Consider the following 25,015-nt stretch of genomic DNA (forward strand, 5'->3'; position numbering starts at 1 on the left):
TTTGATGACCTGGCATCCGCATCACAACACGGCGAAGACGTTCGCGTTGCTGGTTGGCATGTCGGCACTGATCGTGTTCGTGGGCAGCCTGTTCGGCCGGGGCGTGATGTTCATCGCCGTGCTGTTCGCCGTCGGGATGAACGTCTACACCTACTTCAACAGCGACAAGCTGGCGCTACGGGCGATGCACGCGCAGCCGGTGTCGGAAGTGCAGGAGCCGATGATCTACCGGATCGTGCGCGAGCTGGCCACCGCGGCGCACCAGCCGATGCCCCGGCTCTACATCAGCGATACCGCCGCGCCCAATGCGTTTGCCACCGGCCGCAATCCTCGCAACGCCGCGGTGTGTTGCACGACCGGGATCCTCAACATCCTCGACGAGCGTGAGCTGCGCGCGGTGCTGGGCCATGAGCTGTCGCACGTCTACAACCGCGACATCTTGATCTCCTGTGTGGCCGGTGCACTGGCTTCGGTGATCACCGCGCTGGCCAACATGGCGATGTTCGCCGGCATGATGGGCGGCAACAACCGCGAAGGCAGCAATCCCTTTGCGCTGTTGCTGGTTTCGATGCTCGGACCGATCGCGGCCACCGTGGTGAAGCTGGCGGTGTCGCGGTCGCGGGAGTACCAGGCCGACGAGTCGGGCGCGATGCTGACCGGTGACCCGCTGGCGCTGGCGTCGGCGCTGCGCAAGATCTCCGGTGGCGTGCAGGCCGCCCCGCTGCCGCCCGAGCCGCAGCTGGCCGCCCAAGCGCACCTGATGATCGCAAGCCCCTTCCGCGCCGGCGAGAAGATCGGCTCGCTGTTCTCCACGCACCCGCCGATGGCCGACCGGATCCGTCGACTGGAAGACATGGCCCGCGGCTGACTCGGCTGCGGCGCGGTCACACCAGCCTCAGCCGCCTCTATCAGTTGGAACAGTTACTGTTTCGAATCTGTACCCACCCGCGATATCACCGCCGGCCCGGTGATATCGCATGCGAGTCGTTTTTCAAAAAGTATTGGTACCAAGGACTCGGTGCCGGTGTGGTCAGTGTGACTCGCGGGATCTGCACATTGCACAGGTGACGACGCGGGTGAATGCCGAACCCGCCGCGAGGCTGATATCACCCAACAGGTGAATCGATATACCTACCGCGCCGAATGGTCCCGTGAGACAAGCGAATACATCGGCAGATGTCTGGAAATGCCATGGCTTTCCCAGCGCGCACCGACCCTCAAAGAAGCCATCGCCGCCGTCGAGCACGCTGTCGACGAGTACCTCGAAGAGAGCGATGGCCACGCCCCCAGACCGCTCACCGAGCGCACGTTCAGCGGCAGATTTTTGGTGCGGACGTCGCCGATGCTGCACTCGCGGCTCACCGTGGAGGCCGCCGAGCAGAACGTGTCGATGAATCAGTGGGTGGTGCAGAAGCTCGCAGACCGGCCGCCGATCGGCCTGCTCGACCTGTGACTAGAAACCGGAGCCGTGCACCTCGTGACCGGGGGTCTCCGCCGCCAGGCCGCGGTAGGCGTCTTCGACGGTCGCGCCGTGGTTGATCACGCCGTCGACCTCGCGGGCGATCGGCATGTTCAGTCCGTATTTGTCGGCGAATTCCATGATCACGCTGGCGGCTTTGACGCCCTCGGCGACCTGGTTCATCGAGGAGATGATCTCGTCGATGGTCTTGCCCGAACCCAGCTGCTCGCCGACGTGCCGGTTACGGCTGCGCTGGCTGGTGCAGGTGACGATCAGATCGCCCATCCCGGCCAACCCGGCGAAGGTGTCGCGTTGTCCGCCCATCGCCTCGCCCAGCTTCGACATCTCGCGCACCGACCGGGCGATCACCATCGCCCGGGTGTTCTCGCCGATGCCCAGCGAGTAGCCCATTCCGACGGCGATCGCGTAGACGTTCTTCAGCGCACCGGCCATCTCCACGCCGAGCACGTCGTCGATCGTGTAGACGCGAAAACGCTTGGTGCGGAACAGCTGACCAAGTTGCGCCGCGAGATGCTGGTCGGGCATCGCCAGCACGGCCGCCGCGGCGTATCCCTCGGCTACCTCGCGGGCGATGTTGGGCCCGGCCAGGATGCCGGCCGGGTGTCCGGGCAGAACCTCGTCGACGATCTGCGACATCCGCATGTTCGTGCCCTGCTCGAGACCCTTGACCAACGACACCACCGGCACCCAGGGCCGCAGTTCGGCCGCCAATTCGGTCAGCACGTTGCGGAATCCGTGCGACGGGACGCCCATCACGACCACGTCGGCGCACTGGGCGGCTTCGGCGAAGTCGGTGGTGGCCCGCAGACTTTCCGACAAGACATGGTCTTCGCCGAGGTAGTTGGTGTTGCGGTGGTTTTCGTTGATGTCCTTGGCGGTCTCTTCCGAACGCACCCACTGCAGCGTCGGCCCGCGGCGCGCGCAGATCGATGCGACGGTGGTGCCCCAGGAGCCTCCACCGAGAACGACGACGTTCGGTTCGCGCGTAGCTGCCATGGCGATCAGCGTATTGCCGCCGCCTGATCTTTACCGGCGGTTGGCGAGAAGTTCTGCCTAGGGCCGAACCTGTGAATCCACCTGGTGGGTGTGCTGCGCTTCCATCGTCGCGAAGGCCTGCCCGCAGGTGGACAGGTGCTGCGCGTGGTCACCGAGCTGCGTCACCAGTGCGGTCGAGTTGCCCGTCCACTGCGGCGCGCGACGGGCCAGTGCCTCGGCCGAGCGCCCGGTCCAGCCGCCCTGGGCGCCGGCAATCCGGTCGTCGGCGGACAGATGCGAGGTCGCCAAGTCTTCACCGTGACCGGTGACCTGGACCGCCGACGTCGCAAGGTGTTCGAGGTTGACCCGCAGTGCCATGAACACTTTTTACCAGTTATCGGCGGGTTGTCACTTCACCAAAAACAAGCCGACCACGCCCGACTCGCCGATCCTCACCGCGAACGACGTCAGCCAGCCCGCAGCCCAGGTCAGCAGCGCGAGCGGAACGACGAGCCGAAATCGTACGAACGGCAGCGCGCACACGACCGCCAACCCCCAGGCAATCAAGGTCACCCAGCCGGGCACCGACTGGGCCACCAACGCGCCGGCGATCGCGACAGCGGGTGACCAGGCCGAGTAGCTCGGCGCCGTCATCGGAGCCTGACCGTGTCAAGCGCAAGCACGCCCATCATGAGAATCAGTGCCGCTGCGGACGCGACCGCAATCGCTCGCGCCCACGCCCGCGGTATCGCGGCGAAGACGACGGCCAAGACCGCCAATGTGCCGACACGAACGGCTTTTTCGGCATGAATCGAGTGCGCCAGGTCCGCTCCGCTGACGACGAGCCATACCCCGTAGGCGATAGCCGATGCGATGGGAATGAAAAAGGTTGCGAATGCCCAGTTTTGCGGCGACATCCTGATCGATTTGATGGTCGGCACGCTTTCTGTCAGGAGGGTGGCGCGGGTAGCGGCGGCGGTGTGGGCACGGGTAGCGGGGGAGCGGCGACCGGAGGCGGGGGTACGAACGGCGGCGGGAGGGTATAGATCTGCGGCACGTTCGGCGCCGGCATCAGGGTGGTCCCGGGCAACCGCTGAGTGGGTATCAGGCGCGGCGCATCGGGAGGCAACCCGTCGGGCATCTGCGGCGCCCACGGCCGTGGCAGGTCCGGCAAGTCTGCGCCGACGTGGTTGCCTGGCAGCGGAAGCGTCAGTGGTCCAAGCTGATTCGCCGTCACCTGCTGGTTGAACAGTTGCGTAACTGTTCCGTCGGGCTTGAACTGGTATCCCTCCGTGCTGGGATAGGGCGTGATCTCGCCGCCGATGGCGACGGTGCCATCGGCGTGCGGGACGATGTTCATCGTTCCGTTGACGTTGACGAACGGCTTGGCGATTCCCGGTTCGAACGGGTCGGCGGCCGTGTAGTTGATCATCAGGGAACCGTCGGCGGCTTGTAGTGCGCTCACCACTGGTTTGCCGGTGCCCTTGTCAACCCCGTCGGTCGACATCGTCGGATTCTGGCGAGCGACGATGATCCCGTGCTCCATGTCGACAAACATGCTGACCCGCGATGATTCAGCCGGAGCGAACGGGGACGGACCCCTGTTGTCGCCGACCATGTGGGGGTTGACGCGATCGTTGAACTCGAAGTTCTGCACCTCCGCGCTGGGGATGTACATGTTCTGCCGGTACACGCCCCCGCCCGGGATCGGGTTGAATCGACCAACGACGACGTTGGACTCGTACCCGCCGTAGCGCGGATCGTAGGTGTGCGGGTCGAGTCCTTCGGCCATCCGCCAATCGTTGGCCGACACCGGATCTCGGCCGTACACCTGTTTGAACGCGTCGCGCTGGTTCTTCTCCTGCGCGGCGTCCTTGGCCATCTGATCGGGCGTCAGCCCGTTGGGGCCGACGCGATCGATCGTCGGAGTCGCGTGCGGGATGGGCACATCGCCGTCGGCCATGTCGATCGCCTGCGCGAGGTCCTCGTCCAGCACGGTCGCCTGGCCGATGATCGCGTCGAGCTGCGGCTGGAACTTGGCCAGCTTGTCCGCGAGCATGTGCGCGCTGCCCTTGAACGCCGAGGTGGCCACGATCTTGTTGGCCACCGGGTCGATGGTCAGCCCGTCGCCGAGCGCGTCGCGCAGCGCTTGCAGCTTGGCCTTGACCGCCTCGATGCCGTCGGCGGCCCGGTCGGCGGCCATCGCCACCGCGAGCGCCTCGCGGCCGTCTTTGTCCAGGTCCTTGCGGGTCTGCTCGACGGAGTTCTTCGCCGCTTCGCCCGCGACACCGCCCCAGGTCTGAAACACGGGCAGGGTGGCGAGGCCGTCCCGGGCCAGCTGGTTGGCCTCCGCGCGGCTGCGCGCCGCATGGAAGACCTCGCGGACGTCGCCGGGCTTCCAGCGGTCGATATCCGCAACAGACAGACCCGTCACGGGACGGAGCTTGTCACGAACCCACAGGTCATGTCACTTCACCCCTGTGCAGTCATCCGGCCAGGGCGGACTTCTCCTCGACTCGCCCGAACACCATGGCTTCGGCGATCCGGTCGAAGCGATAGTCGATGGCGTCGGCGTAGTAGTTCTGCCGCACGTTCCACGGCCGCTTGATCCCGGACTTCGGCAACGCGTGCGGTGCCCGCAGCACATAGCCGGCCTGAATGTCCCAGGCGGGCTTCTCCGGCATCGGCTCGCCGGACAGATGCGGGTAGGCGTGGGTGTGGCCGTGCGAGGCCATGTGCTCCAACAGTTTTGCCGTGGCGCGGGCGGTCATGTCGGCGCGCAACGTCCACGACGCGTTGGTGTAGCCGACGCACCAGAACAGGTTCGGCACGTCCTCCAGCATGTGGGCCTTGTAGACGAAGCGGTCCTGCGGCTTGATCTCGCCGCCGTCCTTGGAGACCGTGACGCCACCGAGCGCTTGCAGCTGCAGGCCGGTCGCGGTGACGATCACGTCGGCATCCAGATGCCGCCCTGATTTCAACGCGATTCCGGTGGAATCGAAGTGGTCGATGTGATCGGTCACCACCTCGGCCCGGCCGTCGCCGATCGCGACGTAGAGGTCGGCATCGGGAATCAGGCACAGCCGCTGGTCCCAGGGGTCGTAGCGCGGTTTGAAGTGGGTGTCCACGTCGTAGCCCTTGGGCAGGTAGTAAACGGCGATCTGGCGGATCCACCACTTCACGAAGCCCGGCGTCTTGCGGGCCAAAAACCAGATCACCCCTTCCATCAGCGCGTTGCTCTGGCGCGCATAGGAATGGGAAAGCCTGCGCGGCAGGATCTTTCGGACGAAGTTCGTCGCCGCGCTGCTCCGGGCTGCGGAGAACAGGTAGGTCGGCGAGCGTTGCAGCATGGTGACCTTGGCGGCCTGTTCGGCCAGTGACGGAATCAGCGACATTGCGGTCGCGCCGCTGCCTATCACCACGACTTTCTTGCCCCGATAGTCGAGATCCTCGGGCCAGTGCTGGGGATGAACGACCGAGCCGTCGAACTCATTGAAGCCCGGGAAGTCGGGGGTGTAGCCCTCGTCGTAGTTGTAGTAGCCGGACCCGAAGAACACGAAGCGGCCACGGAAGGTTCTCTCTGTGCCGTTCTGGGATGCGGTGACGGTCCAGGTGTCGGTCGAGGAGTCCCAGTCCGCCGAGCGGACGTGGGTGTCGAACTGGATGTGCTCGTCGATGCCGTACTTGTGCGCCGTGGTGGTCAGGTAGTCGCGGATGTCGTTCCCGTCGGCCACCCGCTCCTGCTTGGTCCAGGGTTCCCACGGAAAGCAGAGCGTGAAGATGCTGCTGTCCGAGCGGACGCCCGGGTAGCGAAACAGGTCCCAGGTGCCGCCCAGCTGTCCGCGGCGCTCGAGGATGACGTAGCTGGTCCCCGGGTTGCGTTCGGTGATGCGGTAGGCGGCCCCCAGCCCGGAGATGCCCGCGCCGATGATGACGACGTCGACGTCGGTGATGTCTGGTGGCGTCACGGTCATCAGTGCCCCTCTGTTCGGCTGTTACCTACGTCACCAGATTAGGCACCGACCGGTTGATTGGGCGAGGGCCTACCGGTAGTTGACGAACTGCAGTGCGACCTCCAGGTCGGCGCCCTTCAGCAGCGCCTGGACGGACTGCAGGTCGTCGCGGCTCTTGCTGCTCACCCGGACCTCTTCGCCCTGGATCTGGGTCTTGACGCTCTTGGGTCCCTCGTCGCGGATCAGCTTGGTGATCTTCTTGGCGTGCTCGCTGGTGATGCCCTCTTTCAGCGTGCCGGTGACCTTGTAGGTCTTGCCGGAGGCCTGCGGCTCGCCGGCGTCGAAGGCCTTGAGGCTGATGTCGCGCCGGATCAGCTTCTCCTTGAACACGTCGAGCGCGGCCTTGACCCGCTCCTCGGTGGAGCTGGTCAACTCGATCGCCTCGTCGCCCTTCCAGGCGATCTTGGTGTCGGTGCCGCGGAAGTCGAACCGGGTGCCGAGTTCCTTGGCGGCTTGGTTGAGCGCGTTGTCGACCTCCTGGCGGTCGAGTTTGCTCACGACGTCGAACGATGAATCTGCCATCGGATACGTCTCCTTCCATCGATGTTGGCCGTTTGTTGTCTCAGTACATCTTCGTTGTAGGCTAGCTACCCGTAATACACGGCAGATTGCCCGAGCGGCCAATGGGAGCGGACTGTAAATCCGTCGGCTAACGCCTACCCAGGTTCGAATCCTGGATCTGCCACCGAGGTCGAAGGACAACGGCCCCGCAGCACGAGGTTTTCGCTGCGGGGCCGAACCGATTCTCGAGACGTGCCGAACAGCATCCTCATCGACGCCGTCAGTGCCGCCGCGCACGATTCGAACGCACCTGCAGCGAATTCGGCGGCGCTACCGCGAGATCGACCGGTCAGCTCCGTCCAAGGCGATACTGTTCGCCCGCGCGGTCCAGGACGGGCTGATCGGCGTTCACGACGTCTGAGCGTCTTTCGCCGGCTGCGATGTTTCAGCGCGGGCCGCCGGCCATCACCGACGTCGGTGCGGCCCAGTCGGTGGTCACCTTGCGGTGTTTGATTCGCCACGTGTCGCCGTCGGGCACCAGGACGTCCCGGTATCGGCCGACATGGTCGAGGCCGATGTGCGTGACGACGGCGAAATAACAGGACACCTGAGCCCGGTCGCGGGTGATGTCGTCGAACAGAATATTGGTGACGTTGTGCCGCACGATCGGTTTGACGTCGGCGCTGAGCGCCACGCTACCGGTGACGCCGCCGAGAAATGCCACGATCTCTGCCCGACCCCGCAACGGTTCGAAGCCGCGGATCTCCAAAACGCCGTCCTCGCAGAAGGTGTCGGCCAAGTTGTCGAGCCGACCGGCATCGCCGGACCAGTTGTACCGCGCCACAGTGTCGCGAATATGCTCGCGCGCAACGAGTTCCCAGATCTTCATGACCATCGACTCCTGTCAGTCACGCATTGTGAGTGGTCCGCTGGTGCAGGAATGCCAGCGCCTCGGGCGGAAAGAGTTCCAGCGGAAGCGCTGTCGTGCTCGGCCCATAGCGCGTTTGGACGAGCACCGTGGGTCCGGTGACCAGTACCGGCTTGAGTGCCGCATAGTCGATCACCAGCGTGCTGATCGGGGTGACGATCAGCAGCTCGTTGACCCCCAAGCCGGTGGCCCACACCGATCCGGGCGTCATGATCGCCTCCTGGGCCTTACCGCGCTGCCACAGCAAGAAAGCGAACAGCGCCGGAAACAGGACCACCAGAATCAGCCAGGCGAGGTTATGCGCCGGGTCGAGAACAACCGAGGTGACGACCAACGCCAGGCAGATCGCCCACAGGATGCCCAGGCGGCGCAGGCCGCTGGTTCGGATCAGCGTGGTGCGATAGAGCCTTCGCCCGTCACCGGGACCCGCGACCCACACATGGTGAACCGGTGGAAGCGGGCGTTGCGGCACTGTCGGCAGCGACATGTCGTCCTCACATGCGGATTCCGGGTGATGCGCAGAACCCTAGCCGCAGGAGCATGTCCGCAGTTGGCGGATGCCGGGCCGGCGCATCACACGACGGACGCCCACTGTTGGTTTGCCGGCCACCGGCGAGCGGGCTGTTTCTGCGAACCTTGACCTGACGTTCTCCGAAAGGTCCGCCATGACAGAACACTTGCGTGCTTACAACAGTCTGTGGCAGGTCCGCAGCGACTCCTGGTGCCGTCTGGAGGAAGCCGCGGACCGGTTGACCCGTCCGGACACCGCCGGCGAGCTGAAAGAGAAATGCGTCGCGGCGTGCCAGGAGTTGCTGACCCGCCTGAGTTCGCTGGAGCCGTACTGGGCGTATCCGGGCTCGCCCCAGTTCGCGCGTGTGCAAAGGCTTTTCGCCGGAGGCAACCACGACAAGTTCTCCCAGGCCGTGGCGCGCATCAATCGCGCGCTGACCCAGGAGTCCTACCGCTCCGGGGATGTCGAGAACGCCGGCGCCGACGAATTGGACATGTTCCCGTCCGACCCGCGTCAGCTCGAGGGTCAGGCCGACAACGAGCGCGACCGCCCCTACTTCGAGGTGCTGGTCGTCGAGAAGATGACCGAGGCCCAGGAACGGGCGCTGCGCAACGAGGTTCGCAAGTGGCGCCGCCCCGACGACGAATTCGTCTACGAGCTGGTGGTGGTGGCCAGCGGCGACGAGGCGCTGATCGCGGCGCGACTCAACGTGAACCTGCAGGCGGTGGTGATCCGGCGGCGCTTCTCGGCGAAGTCGACCCGCGACCTGTCGTCGCTGTCGGAGTTCGTCGACACCGACGTGCTGCACGACCTGGTCGACCACTACTCACCCGAAGAGCGCGCGCAGATCCTGGCCACCTCGCTGGGCAAGCTGCGGCCGGAACTCGACCTCTACCTGATGACCGAAATCGAGGTCGAGGACATCGCCGGCCGGCTCGGTCAGTACTTCCGCCGGGTGTTTCATGCCCGCGAAGGAATGCTCGAGCTGCACCTGTCGATCCTGCACGGCGTCGCGGCCCGTTACCGCACGCCGTTCTTCAGTGCGCTCAAGCAGTACAGCCACCGGCCCACCGGCGTCTTCCACGCGCTGCCGATCTCGCAGGGCAAGTCGATTGTCAACTCGCACTGGATCAAAGACATGGTCGGGTTCTACGGCCTGGAAGTCTTCATGGCCGAAACCTCGGCGACGTGTGGCGGTCTGGACTCGTTGCTGGAGCCCACCGGCCCGCTGCGGGAATCACAGCAGCTGGCCTCGAAAGCCTATGGCTCACGGCACACCTACTTCGTTACCAACGGCACCTCGACGGCCAACAAGATCATCACCCAGGCGGTGGTGGCCCCCGGTGACATCGTGCTGCTGGACCGCAACTGCCACCAGTCGCACCACTACGGCATGATGATGGCCGGCGCGAATGTCGTTTACCTGGAGGCATATCCGCTCAACGACTACTCGATGTACGGCGCGGTGCCACTGCGCGAGATCAAGTCGAAGCTGTTGGCGCTCAAGCGGGCCGGCAAACTCGACCGCGTCAAGATGATGTCGCTGACCAACTGCACCTTCGACGGGATCGTCTACGACGTCGAACGCGTCATGGAAGAGTGCCTCGCGATCAAGCCCGACCTGGTGTTCCTCTGGGACGAGGCGTGGTTCGCCTTCGCCCGGTTCCACCCGGTGTACCGCACCCGGACCGCGATGGCGTCCGCGGCGGCGGTGCGCGAGCGGCTGCAGTCACCGGAATACAAGGCACAGTTCGAGCAGTACCTGGCCGAGCAGACCGCCGAAAACCCCCGTGACGACGACTTTTTGGACCGTCGGCTGCTGCCCGACCCGGCCCGGGCCCGGGTGCGGGTGTACGCATCGCAGTCCACCCACAAGACGCTGACTTCGTTGCGGCAGGGGTCGATGATCCACGTCTTCGACCAGGACTTCGACCAGAAGGTCGCGGTGCCGTTCCACGAGGCGTACATGGCGCACACCTCGACTTCGCCGAATTACCAGATCCTGGCGTCGCTGGACCTGGGTCGTCGCCAGGTCGCCCTGGAGGGCGCCGAGCTGGTGCAGCGTCAGATCGAGAACGCCATGCAGTTGCGCGATGCGATCGACAACCATCCGCTGCTGAGCAAGTACATGAATTGCCTTGGCACGTCGCACCTCATCCCGGACCAGTTCCGCCCGACGGCGATCGACCAGCCGCTGCGCTCCGGTCTGCGCAACATGATGGCGGCCTGGCACGACGACGAGTTCGTGCTCGACCCGTCGCGAATCACGTTGTCCATCGGGCGAACCGGGTACGACGGCGATACCTTCAAACGCGAGCAGCTGATGGACCGCTACGGCATCCAGATCAACAAGACGTCACGCAACAGCGTGCTGTTCATGACCAATATCGGCACCACCCGCAGCTCGGTCGCATTCCTGGTCGAGGTGCTGGTCAGCATCGCGGCCGAACTCGACCAGTCGATCTCGGAGATGAGCCTGGGTGAGCGCGAGCATTTCGAGCAGGCGGTCTGGCGGCTGACCGAACGCCCGGTGCCGCTGTGCAACTTCAGCGGATTCCACCCGGCTTTCCGGGACCACAGCGGTGCGGAGCCGACACCCGAGGGCGATGTCCGGCGCGCGTTCTACCTGTCCTACGACGACACCAACTGCGAATACCTCAGCGGCGAGCAGATCGACGAAAAGCTGGACGCCGGAATCGATGTGGTGTCGGCGACCTACGTGACTCCCTACCCGCCGGGTTTCCCGGTGCTGGTTCCCGGTCAAGTGTTCAGCCGCGAGATCCTGCAATTCATGCGCGACCTCGACACCAAGGAGATCCACGGTTACGAGCCGAACTTCGGCTACCGGGTGTACACCGAGAAGGCGATCGAAACCGTCGCTGCCGCAGCGGGTGTGCCGTCCAATGGGCGCCATGTCGAGATGGTGATCGCCGACTAGACCTCGAACGGCTCGCCGTCGAAGCGCTCGCGGCTGGCCAGGTCGGCGACGCTCACCCGCCGCAGTTTGGTCAGCTGCTTGACCGGTTTGCCGAGCGGCAGGAACGCCGCAATGGCGTATGTGTCTGGTACGCCCAGCAATTGGCGTACCCGTGGCTCCTCTGCGACCGCCATCGTCGAGATGGTGCCGCCGAAACCCTCGTTGCGCGCGGCCAGCAGGATGTTCCACACCAACGGGTACACCGAGCCACCGCTGATCACCCCGATCCGGTCCAGGTGTTGGTCCATCGCCGCGACGACCTCGAGGTTGACGCAGACCGCAAGCACCACAGCGGAATTGACGAAAGGAGCGGTGAACTGCGCCGGCACGTCGGTACCCGCAATCTCCTCAGCCGTCAGCCCCGGCTCGTGCAGTGGATTCCAGGGGCTCTCGCCGTGGGCCACCTGCGCCGCGTAGCGGCGGGCACCCGTCAACGACAACTCGGCGAGCGTTTCGCGGGTCGCGCGGTCGCGGATCACGATCACGTGCGCGCCCTGGCGGTTGCCTCCGCTGGGCGAAAAGCGCGCGTTGTCGAGGATCCGCTCCAGCACGTCGTCGGGTAACGGGTCGCCGGTGTATTCGCGCGCCGCGAACGTCGTCCGCATGACGTCATAGATGTCCACCAACCCATAGTGCATCTACAGTCCAAGTCGTGAGCACTCGCGTAGACGCCCGACGGCGTGACGTCGCATTCAGCGTCCTCGGCGGCCCCACCACCGTCGTCGATCTCGGCGGTCGACGGTTCCTGATCGACCCGACGTTCGACGAACCAGGACCGCACGACTACCTGAAGAAGTTGGTCGGGCCGGCGATCCAGCCGGAGGCGTTGGGACCCGTCGACGCGGTGCTGGTCAGCCACGACAACCACCCGGACAACCTCGACGACGAGGGCCGGCGGGTGGCGCTGGCGGCGCCGCTGGTTCTGACCAACCCGGGCGCCGCGTCCCGGCTGGGCCCAGCGGCGGTCGGCATCGCACCGTTCGAGACGTTCCAGCTGCCCGCCGGAGACGGCGCGAAAGCGATTACGGTGCAGGCGGTCCCGGCGGTGCATGGTCCCGCGGACGGGGTGCGCGATGCGGGTGGTCACGTCAACTGCGAGGTGACGGGTTTCGTGCTCTCGGGTGCGGGCCTGCCCACCGTGTACCTCAGCGGCGACAACGCGTCGATCGCCGCGGTCGGGGAGATCGCGCAGCGGGTGGGCAGCGTCGACGTCGCGGTGATTTTCGCGGGCGCCGCGAAGGTTCCGGCCAAGGAGCGTGGCCGTCCGCTGACCATGACCGGTCAGCGTGCCGCGGCCGCCGCTGAAGTGCTGGGCGCCCGGCTGGTCATCCCGGCGCACGTGGACGGGTGGGCGCATTTCAGCGAAGGCGTCGGAGAGGTCGGCGTCGCCTTCGACGATGCCGGGATTCTCGATCGGCTCGCCGTCGCACCCTACGGCGAATGGATCGTTCCGCCCTGGCTGTGAACTACCTTGCGCCACATCAGCCTCAGGGGTCCCCGAGGGTAGGCATATATCGCTTTCGCGATTTGTCACCACATGCGATATCACCGACCGGCGCGATATCGCATGTGGTGACGATTTCAGAAAAGATTGTGTCCCCAGTCCCAGGTACGGGTGGGGTCGCTGTGACTCAGTACGTCAGCCGCGCACGGCCGAGACGGTCCACGCCGGCAGGATCGGCGCCCGGGTCAGGAAGTGGTCGCCCTGGCCGATACTGCGCAGCAGCGCCTGGGTGCGCAGGATGCAGCAGCCCATCCGCGCCATCGCGAAGATCTCGTACCAGTCGAGGGCGATCAGGTCGCGGCCGATCATCTCCTCGAAACGGCGGATCAGCACCTCGCGGCTGTCGAAGCCGGGTAGTTCGGGGTCGGCGTCAATCCCGTTGACTTCCAACATTTGTCGACGGGTCGCGAGCCACCAGGCGAAGTCCGTCTCGGCCGGGCACAGGCAGGCCTGCTCCCAGTCCAGCACGCCGACGATCTGTCCGTCGTCACCGAAGATCGCGTTGGACAGCCGAGCGTCGTTCCAGCACACCGCGGCGTCGCCCTCGTAGTCGGGCTGGTGGCGGTGCAGCCACTCGAATGCCTCGGTCATGATGTCCGGAGTCTGGTTGTCGGTGCCCCAGGCGGCGTACTCCTGCCACCAGGTCAGCTCGGCGGAAACGCCTGTGCCTGTGGGTCGATGGAGCCATGTCGCCTCGTCGACCGGCACACGCTGAAGTGCTGCAAGCGTTTCCAGGAACGAGTCGTGGGCGCGGCGCTGCACCTGCGGGCCCGCGTCGTGCAGCCAGCCGCGGGTGGCATAGGTGGTGTCCGACGGGGTGTGTCCGACGATGCGCGGCATGACCAGGAATTTCGAGTCGATCCACGACTCGTCGGGCTCGTAGAGAATCGGCGACGGGGTCGCGATCCCATGCCGGTGCAGGTACTCCTGAGTGCGGGTCTGCGCGGCCAGGTCATAGTCGGGATAGATGCCACCGCCGGCCGGCGGGATCCGCAGCACGTAGTCGCTGGAGCGGCCATCGACGTCCGCGGTGAACACCAGGCTTTCGCTGGACCAGCCGGCCGCGCGGTTCGCTGCTTTCAGCTCGGAGACAATGGCATCAGCGTCAGATCGGTGGCTGAACCACGTCTCGAGCCGGGCCCGGGTGTCCGCCAGGTCGCGTTGAACGAGCGCGATTCCCGCCATGCCGTTCACATTTACATATGACGGTTCGGATGTAAATGGTCCGATCCTTTACACCGGCGGGAAGCGCTGTAATACGCTCGCCGGGTGACTTCGCCGCAGACGCTCACGTTCGGAGCCATTGAGGACACGTCGTTGCCATTGGCGGTGCTCGTCCACGGCTTCCCCGACACCCCGTTCACCTGGCGGCATCTCGGACCCGAGCTCGCCGGGCGCGGCTACCGGGTGGCGGCGCCCTGGCTGCCCGGTTACGACGCGCCGACCGACCAGCCGATCAGCACGGGCACTTACGTTCGCCACCTGCTCGACGTCCGTCGTCGCTACGACGGCGACGACCGCGCGGTTCTCGTCGGGCACGACTGGGGAGCGCAGGCCGGCTACGGGGTCGTCAGCGCCGAACCGAATGCGTTCAGCCGCTTTGTCGCACTTGCCGTTCCGCCGGTTTCCGCTCTTGCCGGGGGGCTGTTCAGCCACGCCCAGCTCAAGCGGTCGTTCTACATCTACTTCATCCAACAGGTCGGCATGGCCGAGGTGGCGCTGGTGGCACCGGGGTTCTGGGAGGCGCTGTGGGCGGATTGGTCGCCGGGTTACGACGCGACGGAGGACATCGCCGAACTGCGGAAGCACGTCGGCGCGGACAACATCGCCAATGTCGTTGGGCCGTATCGTGCCTCGTTCAACCCGCAGTTCGCCGACCCGAACGCCGAGGCGGAGACGCTGGCCACCATGCAATTGCCGCCGGTGCCGACGCTGTATCTGCACGGGACGAATGACGGGGCGGTCGGGGCCGACCTGCTCGACGACCTCGGCCAGTACTTCCCGGCCGCGGGGTCGGCCGCGGAAATCCTTGACGGCGTCGGTCACTTCCTGCACCTGGAAAATCCAGAGCTGGTCGCGAAGAAGATCGCCGGCTGGCTAGGCGTGTGAGCGCGCGCGACTGAGCCCCGCGGCGTGCCGTAACTCGGCCAGGAAGCCCTCGGGGGTGTCGTCGCTGATCACGTAGTGGCACACCGCGATTCGCACCACCGCTGCGGCAGCGACCTGTGCGTGCTCGCCGCCGATGATCCGTGCGATGCGGTCTCGCATGATCGGCAGCACCCGTTTCATCTGCTGCAGAACATGTTCGGGCTCGGTCTCGGCCAACGATCCCAGCGAATAGCTGTGCTGGAAGTCGACGACGAAGCGCAGCGCGGCATCGAGCCGGTCCGCTCCGCTCAACCCGGCGATCGCGGTGGCGATTCCGGCGTCGAAATTGTCCTGCTCGTACAGGCCGAACGCCTCGAGCAGGCCCTCTTTGGAGCCGAAGTAGCGGTACAGCGTCGGGCGCGACACCTTGGCCTCGACGGCCACATCGGACAGTTGCAGCCGTCGACGCCCATCGCGGGCCAGCACGACGAAAGTGGCGGCAAGGATGCGCCGCCGCGTCGATTGCTCGGCGGCGGCGGCATGCCCGGAAGCCACCATCGTGTCCTTTACATTCAAGGGGGCAAATGTCACACTGACCCTACCGCTGACCCTGGCCGATTGGAAGGTAGCGACGGTGACCAACCTCGTGATCCGCAAGATCCCGTGGGAGTTCGATGCGAGTGTGCCGTTCATGTGGCAACCGGACAATCCGAATTTCGGGTTGTTCTGCAACGCATTCACATTCATCGCCGTGCCGTTCGAGCGCTACATCGTCAACGTGGTCCGCCAGGCCCACGACACGCTGCAGCAGGACCCGGCCGTCGCTGCCGAGGCCGAAGCCTTCCTGCGGCAGGAGGCGCAACACGCCTCGGCGCACCGGAAACACATGCTCGCTCTGGTGCAGCGGTATCCCGATCTCGAGCAGTGCTACGACGACGCCTGCCGCGCCTATGACCAGTTGCTTACCGAACGCCCGATCGAATTTCACGCCGCCTACATCGCCAACCTGGAGGCGACGTTCACCCCGCTGTTCAAATTGATTCTGGACAACCGGGATTCGCTGTTCGGTGCGGGGGACCGGCGGGTTGCCTCGCTGATGGCTTGGCATTTCGTCGAGGAGATCGAACACCGCAGCTCCGGGCTGATTCTGTACCGGCACCTCTGTCCCGACCCGTGGTACCGGACCAAACTCATCCGGGCCACCTTCGATCACGTCGGCACGGTCGCGGGGGAGATCGCCAAGGTCTTCGACGAGGTGGTCCCCTTCGAGGACCGCGGCGCTTCGACCCGGCAGTTGCTGTCGATCTCATTGCTCTACGGCGAGTTCATGTTTCGCGGGCCGGGTGGTAAGCGCCGACGTGCCCGGCGCGGCGGGCCGCCGACCCTTTTCAATGCGGTCCCGACCCGCGAACTGGTCGCCATGGCATGGCGGTTGCTGTTGTCGCAGACACCGCATCACGACCCGGCCGATCAGCCGCTGCCGGAGTGGGCCGACACCTGGATGCGCGAATACGCCGACGGTGTCGACATGACCCGGTACTTCCCTGCGACCGAAAGGTAATCGATTTGCTGTCAACGAATTACGGCGCCCTGGTGCCCGAGGATGAGTTGCTCACCCATCAGATCGTTGACACATTCGCCACAGTCAGCCAGTCGGACCCGTCCTGGACGGAGAAGATCTGGACGATCGCCCACGCCCGCGACAACTCGCTGCAAGTGGTCCTCGGGATCGGGAAGTACACCAACCGCGGTGTGTTCGACGGCGCCGCCGGTGTGTGCCGCGGCACCGAGCAGTGGACGGTGCGGGCGGGCCGCCGGTTGTCCTCGGCACCGGCCGGCACCGAGGTCGGGCCGGTCCACTACCAGGTGGTCGAACCACTGCGCGCGATCCGGATCAGCCTGGACGCCAACGAGCACCAGCCGATCGCGTTCGACGTCGAACTGCGCGGCAGCTTCGACGCCGCGCTGGAGGACCCGTGGCCGGATCGCAGCCCGGACGGTTACCGGGTGACCCACAACATCCTGCGCTACCACCAGGTCGGCGTGGCAGCCGGTTGGGTCGACGTCGAGGGCGAACGGACCGAAATCACTGCGGAGCAATGGATCTCGATCCGCGACCATTCCTGGGGTCTGCGACCCGGGATCGGTAAGCCGATACCGGGCCTGCCGCGGGGGAGTCGCAAGATCAAGCAGATGTTCATGACGTGGCTGCCGATGACGCTGACCCGGCCCGACGGATCGGCCTACTCGCTGTTCGTCATGTATCAGGAGGAGCGCGGCGACGGATTCACTGAAATACGTTGTCAGGCTGAGCAACAGAATTCCGACGGCACCTCGCACCGCTTTCCGTCGGTCGAGCAGGACATGCACTTCCAGGACGACAACCGGCGGTTCACCCACGGCACCATCACCCTGATCGACACCGACGGCTCCAGACGTCCGCTGACCGTCACCGCCGCCGGCCCCGGCGGATTCCATCTCGGCACCGCGGGCTACTACGGGTGGAATGACTGGGTGTACGGGCAGTGGGTCGGTGACCTCAAAGTCGAAGGCAGCCACGTGACCCACTGCGACGAGCCGGAAAAGGCCCGCGAGCTGCATCAGCTGCGGGACCTGTTGGTGCGTGTTGACGACCCGGTTGGCGGCGGCAGCGGGTTGGGCAACGCCGAGACGTTCGCGATGGGCGCGTTTCCCGAGCGCGGTCTGACTGCCGAGAATTCCTTTCTCTGAACACGAGAATTGCTTTCTCCGAACGGAGCTCGTTCTTGGGTGTCCTTCTAGTCCGGACAAGCGTAGTGTTGGCTCGGTCTTTGACGGCGTGCCAAGCGAGCCTCGATTGGTCCTCGCCGTCGGCTAGGTCTGGTCGATGTGCCCGCAAGTTTTCTGACTACTGTCCGGTCATCGGCAGTCGATGCGTTACGGCTCCTCGCGGAGAAGTCGACAACCCACGGGTCGACCGTCTCGTTCGTCGTCATGGAGCCGACAGATCGCCTCAGCCACGAGCGGCTCGGGCGGCTGATCGCCTCGGCGCTGCCGCAACTGACCCAGCTCCGCAGCAGGCTGGTGGTCAGGCCGCTCGGCGTGGGCCCGCCGTATTGGGCCGAGATCGAGGATTACGATCCGTCACCGCAGATTCACCGGACCACCCTCGATGCGCCCGGTGGTCAGCGTCAATTCGAAGATCTGATCGCGCGGATTTGCATTCGATCACCCGACCGGCCCGAAATGCTCTGGGAGGCTTGGAGTGTCGACGGCCTACCGGGTGGCCGCTGGGCGCTGGTGCTGCGACTGTCGTCGGTGCTGGCCGAGAGCGGGCTCGGCGTCGCGTCCATCTGGTCGCGCCTGCTCCGATCCGAACCGCTGCACGACGGCAGCGAAGAGCAGCCGAGGCAGCCGAGTGCGGATAATCCCGAGTTGGGCGAGTTGGCCGCCGAGGCGGTCGCCGCAGTGCTCGAGTTGCAGATCAAGAGTCTCCTCCTGGTTGCCCAGACGCTCACCGGCACGCGGCGCCCGGTGCACGACCAACCGCGCGGGATACACGTTGTCGCCGAACGTGATTCAGAGCCGCACCAGACGTCCTCAGGGCGGCCCACGCAGAACGCATTCACCGCACCTCTGACAGATCGCCGCGCCGTGGCATTCGCGTCAGTACGGCAAGCCGATCTGGAAACGGTCAGCAATGCGTTCGGCGGAGACGTCACCAATGTTCTCCTGGCCGCGTGCACCTTGTCGTTGCGGGCGTGGCTACGACGCCACGACACCGTCCCCGACAACCCCCTGGTGATGTCGATGCCACTCTCGCAGTCGGCGGGTTTGATCCGCGTGCCGGTGCAGCTCGGTGATCCCGTCGAAGTGCTGACCAATCTTCACTCCGCCACCGAGAGTCTGAACACGGCGCTGCCGGACGGAGACCACGTAAACCCGCTCAGCGTCGACGTCGCAGCCATCGCGTCGCTGGTCCCGGCGCCGGTGCTGAACGCAGGTATGCGCCTGGTTCGGAAATTGGATGTGCGGCAACGACTGACACCGCTGTCGCACGGCAGCGTCTTCCCGGTGCCGGACGAACCGTTGGCCCCCTACTGCGCCGGTGCCGAGGTGGTCGGGTTGCACACGGTGACTCCGCTGGCGCCGGGGTGTGGTCTGACCATCACACCGACCACCCACGGCGACGAACTGCACCTCAGTGTGTGCGTATGTCCCGACAATGTGCCGGCGGTGAACGAGATAGCGACCGGAATCGTCGAAGCGTTGAGTGCACTGGTGACAGCCGCGCGCAAATCACCACGCGGACAGGGCCGTTCGGTCGTCACCGAGATGGCCATCCACGCCAGCAGGCGCGGACAGGCTCGCGCTTAGTCGTTCAGCAGGCAGTCCACCGTCGACTCGTCCCGCGGCGTCGCGGCCGACATCAAGATGTCGTGCGCGTGTTCTGGATCGGTGCGGCTCGGTACCACCAGCAGGACGAGCTTGGCGCGATCGATGCCGATGATCTCGACGGTGCTGCCCTGTTGTTGGTAGAAGCCGCTGAGTCGGACCGTGTCGCCACCGGTCGAAAACGTGGCCGGCGCCGCCGCCCAGTCCGCGAAGTTGTAGGTGACCTGCTCGATCGGCCCCAGGCGTACTGACAGCACCGCCAACAGATCTGGGAGTTCGACCGCAAGGTCGTCGCTGTGCGGCCACCACGCACCATCGACGTGGCCGGTGCTCGGCGCTTTGGGCTTCAGGCGCAGGCGGGGGGTGTTTTGTGGCCCGCTGGAATCTGGTGCGCCCCGGCCATCTCGTAGCGTCATCCGACGCTCCTGTCTTGGCCGCGAATCGACCAGATAATTCAGATCGGCGACGACACAATCTCAACCGGTCGTGTGCGAAGAATCGCCGACCCACTCGACGCTACACCGCGCGTGTAGTGTCGGTGGGGGAACGCTCCCGGCCAGCGGCGATTCTGCGACCGCACGTATCACTTTCGAGGACAAGGAATCTCTGATGGACCGCCAGCTCGAACGTGAGGTGGCCGCCGAGCTCGAGGTCGAGATCACCGACCCGACGACCCTGGAATTCCAGATCGCAGTCGCGCCGCATCCCAATACCCAAGTGAAAGAACGGCTTTCGTTCCTGCTGGACGGCAAGCCGGTCCAGGCCTTGGAGATCAGCGGAACCCATGGCAACCGCATCCACAAGCTCGAGGTCCCCGTCGGCTATCTGACCGTCGACTATGCCGCGACGATCGTCGGCCGGACCGACCCGGCTCCGGTGACCGAAGCCGACCTGTCGATGTATCTACGTCCGAGCCGGTATGCCGAGGCTGACAAGCTCTACGGTTTCGCCGGAACGGAATTCGGCAGCTACGTCGATTCGACGACGCTGCTGGAGCGGGTGTCGCTCTGGGTGGGCACCCGACTGAACTACGTGCCGGGCTCGAGTGACCCGATCGACGGAGCGGTCGAGACGTTGCTCGCCGGCGCCGGCGTCTGCCGCGACTACGCGCACCTGGTCGTGGCTTTGCTGCGGGCGGTCAAGGTCCCGGCGCGCGCGGTGTCGGTCTACGCGCCTGGCCTGTATCCGATGGATTTCCATGCGGTGGCCGAGGCTTTCGTCGGTGGGCAGTGGCGGGTCGTCGACGGAACCCTTTTGGCGCCGAGGCAATCGCTGGTGCGGATCGCGACCGGGCGTGACGCCGCCGACATCGCCTTTCTGGACAACCACCGCGGCGCCATTGTTCTGCACAAGCTGGCGGTGATCGCGATCGTGAACGGCGATCTGCCGATCGACTCGATCGACCAACTTGTTTCGATCGGCTAGCCGGCCGGGTGCGCCGGTGCTCGCTATTCGACTCCGACTAGTGAATGGTGAACCCATGAACTCGCCACTTCGCGACTCAGGCCTTTCGGCCGACGCCCGATCCTCGCTCGGTTGAATGTGGCAATCGACGAGCAACTACGCGCGGCCGTAGACGGTCGGCGAGGCTTGGCGGCGGCGGACTCGCTGTGCGAGGCGTGCGTGACTTTGTTCAGCATTGACGCAGCTGCCATTTCGCTGGTCTTCTCCGGCGTCTCCAGCGGAACGTTGGGTTCCAGTGGCCCGGCGGCCCGGGTCTACGACGAACTCCAATTCACCATCGGTGAAGGCCCCTGCCTGGACTCCGTCAGTGCACGCGGCCCCATTCTGATAGCTGACTTGGCCAAGCCCAGCAACGTTCGCTGGCCGCTATACCGCCCAGCGTTGCTCGATCACAAGATTCGGGGCGTATTCGCCATTCCGGTCGTGCTGGCCGGCGAATTCGTTGGCGCCCTTGACCTTTTCCGCCGGCAACCGGGCGATCTGCGCAGCGAGGAATTGGCCGGCGCCATCGTCGCCGCCGAATTGGCCGGCGCCCCGTTGCTCGACCTGATGGATGCCGATTTGCAGGCCGCGGTCAACGATCCGAGCAGTAGTTCGTGGGCTGACTTCAACGCATTGAGCCGCACCGAGGTCAGCCAGGCCACCGGCATGCTCGTCGCTCAACTGGATATCGAACCCGCCGAGGCGTTGGTGCGACTACGCGCGCACGCCTACGCAACCAATCGCAGCGCCACCGAGGTAGCGCGCGACATTCTGGATCGCAGGTTGCGTCTTGATGACGACTAGCCCGATGAGGAGGGCGACATGACCGATCAGAGTCGCGAGGCGCGAGTACTCGACGCGGTGGTATCACTCGTCGACACCCTGCTGGACGATTTCGACGTCGTCGAACTGCTGACCGAGCTCACCGAACGTTGCGCTGAGCTGCTGAATGTCGGGACAGCGGGCTTCCTGCTCGCCGATCCGCTCGGTCAGCTCCGGCTCCTGGCCGCCACCTCCAGGCAGACCCGTGAGCTGGAACTCTTCCAGCTACAAGTCGACGAGGGTCCCTGCGTGGACTGCTACACCAGCGGTCAGCCGGTGTCGGTGGCAGACCTGCGCACCGAGTCTCGGCGCTGGCCGCAATTCGTCCCGGCGGCGCTGGAGGCCGGCATTGTCTCGGTGCATGCCGTGCCGATGCGGGCCGCTGGAATCGTCCTGGGTTCGCTCGGCCTGTTCGGCAACCACGCTGGCCGACTCAGTGAATCCGATCTCTTGGTCAGCCAGACGCTGGCGCACGTCGCGTGCGTGGCCATCCTGCAAGAACATCCGCCCACAGCCGCGACGGTGATACCGCAGCTGCGGTCGGCGCTGACCAACCGAATCGTGGTCGAGCAAGCCAAGGGATTTCTGCGCGAACGTCTCGACATCACGGTCGACGAGGCTTTTTCGCTGCTGCGCAGGTACGCGCGTTCGCACAGTGAACACCTGACTGACGTGGCGCGCCAGCTGATGTCCGATCCCGGAGCGCGGCCGGCGTTATTGCGGCGGCTCGGTCAGCTGACTCACGACTGAGTCCGGCGCGCCTGCGCACGCCGCACGGCGTCCTCGACCAGTCGCGCCGCCACCACCCTGAGCTTGAGGTTGCCGTTCTGGCTCATTTGGACCAACCGACTGAAGGCCACCTCGTGGGTGATGCCCGTCCGGCTTCGGATGATCCCGATCGCTTGATCGATGAGTGCCCGGTTGTCCAACGCCTCTTCCAACTTCTCTGCGCGCGCCCGTGCCTCGGCCAGGAGTTCGGCGTTGTAGATGGACACCGCCGCCGGTTCGGCGAACTGAGTGCCCAGCTGTACGGCATGTTCGCCAAAGGCATTGTGGGTCTTGGCGTAGCAATTGATCGCCCCGATCAGTTGCTCGCCGACCATCAGCGGTAACGACAATGCGGAGTGCACGCCCATTCGTCCCACCCGACCGCCGAATCGTGGCCAGCGCTCATCGGCCGCGAGTGATCCACTGACAGTGGGCCGTCCGGTGTGGACGCATGTGATGCACGGGCCCTCGCCCAACTCGTTGTACTGAAATGACTCGATATCATGAACGAATCCCGCTGTGGCAGAGGCTGTTTGAAGTACGGGTAAGCCTTTTCCCTCATTTATCAGGGCAACCGATGCGCCGTCGACGCCCGGAATGGCGTCGGCGGCGAACTCCGCCACCTGGCACAGCAACTCGATCACGTCACGGGCACCCGACACCATCCGGGCCAGGCCGCGTAACCCGGCGTGCAGGTCGATCTCGTCGGAACCCTTTTGAGCGCTGGACATTTCCGTGATGCGACCTGGTTGGGCGTCAAAGTTTCTCATCGGCTGCTCGAACCTAGTTGACCAAGGTCAGCGCGTGGCCGCGGCGCAATTTCCCGGACGGCGTCTTCGGGATCATTCCCGGTTCAAGCACGACGACGTTGCGGGGCCGGACGTCGACCTCGGCAATCACCTCGTGCGCCACCTGACGCTCGACCCGGCGAACCTCGTCCGGGTTGTCCCAGACGGCGGCCTCGACGGCCACTGCGAACGTCTCGCGCGGGTGGCCGGCCTGCAGGCGCACCGCGACCGCACAACCGGGCCGGACTCCCTCGACGCGAGCGGCGGCGCGCTCGATGTCGGTCGGATAGATGTTGCGCCCGGCCATGATGATCACGTCCTTCAGCCGGCCGCACACCACGAGATCGCCGGTCTCGGTGAGGTAGCCCAGATCGCCGGTGTCATACCACCCCTCGTGGTCTTGGGCGGAGACGAAGCCGGTGGTCGTCGTGTAGCCGAGCGTCACCGGTTCCCCGCGCACGTGGATGATGCCGACGCTGCGGGCGGGCAGTGGCGTGCCGTCCTGGTTGACGATCCGTGCCTCGAGTCCCTTGAGCGGACGGCCGAGTGAGGCGAACCGCCGGGTCTTGCCCCGCGACGCCGGCACTGCCCGGTGCAGCGCGGCGAGCAGATCGGCGTCCACTTCGTCGACGAGCAATCCCTGGCCGCACTCGGTGAACGACAGCGCGACCGTCGTCTCGGCCATGCCGTAGGCGGGCACCATCGCTTCCGGGCGCAGGCCGAACGGCGCCCCGGCGTCGCAGAGGTCCTCGACGTCGGCCGGTTCGACCTGCTCGGCGCCGGACAACGCCCACCGCAAGGTGGACAGGTCGAATTGCCCGGGCTTGGCCTGGTTTCGCAGCCGTCTGGCCAACAGGGTGTAGGCGAAGTTCGGGGCCGCGGTCATGGTGGCCCGGTATTTGTCGATCAGCCTGGCCCACAGCAGCGCGTCCCGCAGGAAGTCCATCGGGGTGATCTTGACCAGCTCGATGCCGAAGTACATCGGAGCGGTCAGGTAGCCGGTCATGCCCATGTCGTGGAAGCACGGCAGCCAGCTGACGATCACGTCGAGGTCCGGGTCGACCTCCGCTTCGACGAACATCGCCTCGGCGTTGGCCACGACGTTGCGATGGCTGATCCGGACCGCCTTCGGCGACCCGGTCGAGCCGGAGGTCAACTGCAGCAGCGCGATGTCGTCGTCGAACGTGTCGACTGGCTCGATCGGACTGCTGTCGAGCAACTGTTCGGCGGTGAGGACCCGCATGCCCAGTCCGGCCAGCAGTGGTGCCGCGGCCATGAACGGGTCGGACACCACGATGGCCCCGGCGCCGATCAGGTTGATGACGGCGGTCGTCTCCTCGGACCAGCGCTGCAGGTCGGTGCGCGGCGTGGGCTGGTGCAGCATCGTCACGCTGGCGCCCCGCATCCAGATGCCCTGGGCGATCGGGGCGATCTCGACCGGTGCGCCGGCCAGCACTGCGACCGCGTCGCCGTGGCCCACGCCCGCGTTGGCCAGGCCGCCTGCCGCGCAGCGGGCGCGGTTGTGTACCTGGCGCCAGGTGTGCCGGACGGGCGCGTCCGGCTCTCCGGTGATCAGGCCCTGCAGGCTGCTGTGGGCGTTGTCGAACATGGTCTGGGTGAATCGGCTCACGATGCGACTCCCGGTGCGCAAAGGAGAACCCGAATTTTGGCGGTCTACATCGGCGCTGAGGCGCTCTTCGGCGGGGAGATCGCGTCGCCACCGTGACGTGTCCGTGAGGCTGGAGTGTCAACCGGTGAAGACGTTACCAAGTCGACTCTCGACTCTCCACCACTTCGAAGTCGGTGTCGGAACCAACCGTGAGACAGCGCATCACGCCGA

At 65.6% G+C, this 25,015-nt stretch carries 26 protein-coding genes and 1 tRNA gene; 12 read left to right on the forward strand and 15 right to left on the reverse strand.

Annotated elements, in window-relative coordinates:
* Positions 1-4 precede the first annotated feature (4 nt).
* Entirely contained in the window at positions 5-868 is an 864-nt protein-coding gene (gene htpX, locus CYU59_RS04785; protein ID WP_292976465.1) for a zinc metalloprotease HtpX, read from the forward strand.
* 249 nt (positions 869-1,117) lie between these two features.
* Positions 1,118-1,453: a toxin-antitoxin system HicB family antitoxin gene (locus CYU59_RS04790; RefSeq protein WP_292976467.1), complete on the forward strand. Its 336-nt coding sequence runs from the start codon at positions 1,118-1,120 to the stop codon at positions 1,451-1,453.
* On the opposite strand, the gene CYU59_RS04795 is transcribed toward CYU59_RS04790, so the two are convergent.
* The 7 genes from CYU59_RS04795 to CYU59_RS04825 all read right to left on the reverse strand — a co-directional run bounded on the left by CYU59_RS04795 (position 1,454) and on the right by CYU59_RS04825 (position 6,990).
* A complete protein-coding gene (locus tag CYU59_RS04795) occupies positions 1,454-2,476 on the reverse strand; it encodes an NAD(P)H-dependent glycerol-3-phosphate dehydrogenase (RefSeq protein WP_292976469.1) in 1,023 nt (340 codons plus the stop codon). It abuts the gene before it with no gap.
* A 57-nt stretch (positions 2,477-2,533) separates the two neighbouring features.
* Positions 2,534-2,833, reverse strand: a complete 300-nt coding sequence (locus tag CYU59_RS04800; protein ID WP_292976472.1) for a WXG100 family type VII secretion target — start codon at positions 2,831-2,833, stop codon at positions 2,534-2,536.
* Positions 2,834-2,863: 30 nt separating this feature from the next.
* The gene (locus tag CYU59_RS04805; RefSeq protein WP_292976475.1) at positions 2,864-3,109 is read right to left on the reverse strand and encodes a hypothetical protein; all 246 of its coding nucleotides are present in this window, start codon (positions 3,107-3,109) and stop codon (positions 2,864-2,866) included.
* Complete coding sequence (locus CYU59_RS04810; protein WP_292976477.1) at positions 3,106-3,396, reverse strand: hypothetical protein; 291 nt, start codon at positions 3,394-3,396, stop codon at positions 3,106-3,108. The genes CYU59_RS04805 and CYU59_RS04810 overlap by 4 nt, the downstream gene beginning before the upstream one ends.
* 8 nt (positions 3,397-3,404) lie before the next feature.
* The gene (locus CYU59_RS04815; protein WP_292976480.1) at positions 3,405-4,889 is read right to left on the reverse strand and encodes a hypothetical protein; all 1,485 of its coding nucleotides are present in this window, start codon (positions 4,887-4,889) and stop codon (positions 3,405-3,407) included.
* A 52-nt stretch (positions 4,890-4,941) separates the two neighbouring features.
* Entirely contained in the window at positions 4,942-6,429 is a 1,488-nt protein-coding gene (locus tag CYU59_RS04820; RefSeq protein WP_292976483.1) for an NAD(P)/FAD-dependent oxidoreductase, read from the reverse strand.
* A gap of 69 nt (positions 6,430-6,498) precedes the next feature.
* Positions 6,499-6,990 (reverse strand): YajQ family cyclic di-GMP-binding protein, encoded by a 492-nt coding sequence (locus CYU59_RS04825; RefSeq protein ID WP_292976485.1) that lies wholly within the window; start codon positions 6,988-6,990, stop codon positions 6,499-6,501.
* A gap of 80 nt (positions 6,991-7,070) precedes the next feature.
* Here CYU59_RS04825 and CYU59_RS04830 point away from each other — a divergent pair.
* Positions 7,071-7,153: transfer RNA gene (locus CYU59_RS04830), tRNA-Tyr, on the forward strand.
* Positions 7,154-7,414: 261 nt separating this feature from the next.
* Here CYU59_RS04830 and CYU59_RS04835 read toward each other — a convergent pair.
* Together CYU59_RS04835 and CYU59_RS04840 are read right to left on the reverse strand one after the other, a co-directional pair.
* Positions 7,415-7,858 carry a nuclear transport factor 2 family protein gene (locus CYU59_RS04835; protein WP_292976488.1) on the reverse strand — a complete coding sequence of 148 codons (444 nt, stop codon included), beginning with the start codon at positions 7,856-7,858 and terminating at the stop codon, positions 7,415-7,417.
* A gap of 19 nt (positions 7,859-7,877) precedes the next feature.
* Positions 7,878-8,384, reverse strand: coding sequence for a hypothetical protein (locus CYU59_RS04840; protein WP_292976491.1), 507 nt, complete (start codon positions 8,382-8,384; stop codon positions 7,878-7,880).
* A 178-nt stretch (positions 8,385-8,562) separates the two neighbouring features.
* Between CYU59_RS04840 and CYU59_RS04845 the strand changes: the two genes are divergently transcribed.
* Positions 8,563-11,346: an ornithine decarboxylase gene (locus CYU59_RS04845; protein ID WP_292976494.1), complete on the forward strand. Its 2,784-nt coding sequence runs from the start codon at positions 8,563-8,565 to the stop codon at positions 11,344-11,346.
* On the opposite strand, the gene CYU59_RS04850 is transcribed toward CYU59_RS04845, so the two are convergent.
* On the reverse strand, positions 11,343-12,008 hold the full coding sequence (locus tag CYU59_RS04850; RefSeq protein ID WP_292976497.1) for a nitroreductase family protein: 666 nt from the start codon (positions 12,006-12,008) through the stop codon (positions 11,343-11,345). The two genes, CYU59_RS04845 and CYU59_RS04850, sit on opposite strands and share 4 nt — an antisense overlap.
* A gap of 29 nt (positions 12,009-12,037) precedes the next feature.
* Between CYU59_RS04850 and CYU59_RS04855 the strand changes: the two genes are divergently transcribed.
* Complete coding sequence (locus tag CYU59_RS04855) at positions 12,038-12,850, forward strand: MBL fold metallo-hydrolase (RefSeq protein WP_292976500.1); 813 nt, start codon at positions 12,038-12,040, stop codon at positions 12,848-12,850.
* A gap of 174 nt (positions 12,851-13,024) precedes the next feature.
* Here the strand turns inward: CYU59_RS04855 and CYU59_RS04860 are convergent, their stop codons facing one another.
* Positions 13,025-14,074, reverse strand: a complete 1,050-nt coding sequence (locus CYU59_RS04860; protein ID WP_292976503.1) for a phosphotransferase family protein — start codon at positions 14,072-14,074, stop codon at positions 13,025-13,027.
* An 84-nt stretch (positions 14,075-14,158) separates the two neighbouring features.
* On the opposite strand from CYU59_RS04860, the gene CYU59_RS04865 reads away from it, so the two are divergent.
* Positions 14,159-14,998: an alpha/beta hydrolase gene (locus CYU59_RS04865; RefSeq protein ID WP_292976506.1), complete on the forward strand. Its 840-nt coding sequence runs from the start codon at positions 14,159-14,161 to the stop codon at positions 14,996-14,998.
* Here CYU59_RS04865 and CYU59_RS04870 read toward each other — a convergent pair.
* Entirely contained in the window at positions 14,987-15,532 is a 546-nt protein-coding gene (locus CYU59_RS04870) for a TetR/AcrR family transcriptional regulator (protein ID WP_292976509.1), read from the reverse strand. The genes CYU59_RS04865 and CYU59_RS04870 overlap by 12 nt on opposite strands.
* A 79-nt stretch (positions 15,533-15,611) precedes the next feature.
* Here CYU59_RS04870 and CYU59_RS04875 point away from each other — a divergent pair, with 79 nt between their 5' ends.
* From CYU59_RS04875 to CYU59_RS04885, 3 genes are all read left to right on the forward strand, one after another.
* Positions 15,612-16,538 carry a metal-dependent hydrolase gene (locus tag CYU59_RS04875; protein WP_292976512.1) on the forward strand — a complete coding sequence of 309 codons (927 nt, stop codon included), beginning with the start codon at positions 15,612-15,614 and terminating at the stop codon, positions 16,536-16,538.
* Between the two features lie 5 nt (positions 16,539-16,543).
* Complete coding sequence (locus CYU59_RS04880) at positions 16,544-17,707, forward strand: hypothetical protein (protein WP_292976515.1); 1,164 nt, start codon at positions 16,544-16,546, stop codon at positions 17,705-17,707.
* 138 nt (positions 17,708-17,845) lie between these two features.
* A complete protein-coding gene (locus CYU59_RS04885; RefSeq protein WP_292976518.1) occupies positions 17,846-19,333 on the forward strand; it encodes a wax ester/triacylglycerol synthase domain-containing protein in 1,488 nt (495 codons plus the stop codon).
* Here CYU59_RS04885 and CYU59_RS04890 read toward each other — a convergent pair.
* The gene (locus CYU59_RS04890) at positions 19,330-19,767 is read right to left on the reverse strand and encodes a DUF5994 family protein (protein WP_292976520.1); all 438 of its coding nucleotides are present in this window, start codon (positions 19,765-19,767) and stop codon (positions 19,330-19,332) included. The genes CYU59_RS04885 and CYU59_RS04890 overlap by 4 nt on opposite strands.
* 193 nt (positions 19,768-19,960) lie before the next feature.
* Between CYU59_RS04890 and CYU59_RS04895 the strand changes: the two genes are divergently transcribed.
* From CYU59_RS04895 to CYU59_RS04905, 3 genes are all read left to right on the forward strand, one after another.
* Positions 19,961-20,776: a transglutaminase family protein gene (locus CYU59_RS04895; protein WP_292976523.1), complete on the forward strand. Its 816-nt coding sequence runs from the start codon at positions 19,961-19,963 to the stop codon at positions 20,774-20,776.
* Positions 20,777-20,893: 117 nt separating this feature from the next.
* Complete coding sequence (locus CYU59_RS04900; protein ID WP_292976590.1) at positions 20,894-21,601, forward strand: GAF and ANTAR domain-containing protein; 708 nt, start codon at positions 20,894-20,896, stop codon at positions 21,599-21,601.
* Between the two features lie 18 nt (positions 21,602-21,619).
* A complete protein-coding gene (locus CYU59_RS04905; RefSeq protein WP_292976525.1) occupies positions 21,620-22,369 on the forward strand; it encodes a GAF and ANTAR domain-containing protein in 750 nt (249 codons plus the stop codon).
* On the opposite strand, the gene CYU59_RS04910 is transcribed toward CYU59_RS04905, so the two are convergent.
* Both CYU59_RS04910 and CYU59_RS04915 read right to left on the reverse strand, forming a co-directional pair.
* Positions 22,360-23,118 (reverse strand): GAF and ANTAR domain-containing protein, encoded by a 759-nt coding sequence (locus tag CYU59_RS04910; RefSeq protein ID WP_363113888.1) that lies wholly within the window; start codon positions 23,116-23,118, stop codon positions 22,360-22,362. The genes CYU59_RS04905 and CYU59_RS04910 overlap by 10 nt on opposite strands.
* A 52-nt stretch (positions 23,119-23,170) precedes the next feature.
* On the reverse strand, positions 23,171-24,805 hold the full coding sequence (locus CYU59_RS04915; RefSeq protein ID WP_292976531.1) for a fatty acyl-AMP ligase: 1,635 nt from the start codon (positions 24,803-24,805) through the stop codon (positions 23,171-23,173).
* Positions 24,806-25,015: the final 210 nt, after the last annotated feature.

Source organism: Mycobacterium sp. (assembly GCF_002863225.1).
Lineage (GTDB): Bacteria > Actinomycetota > Actinomycetes > Mycobacteriales > Mycobacteriaceae > Mycobacterium.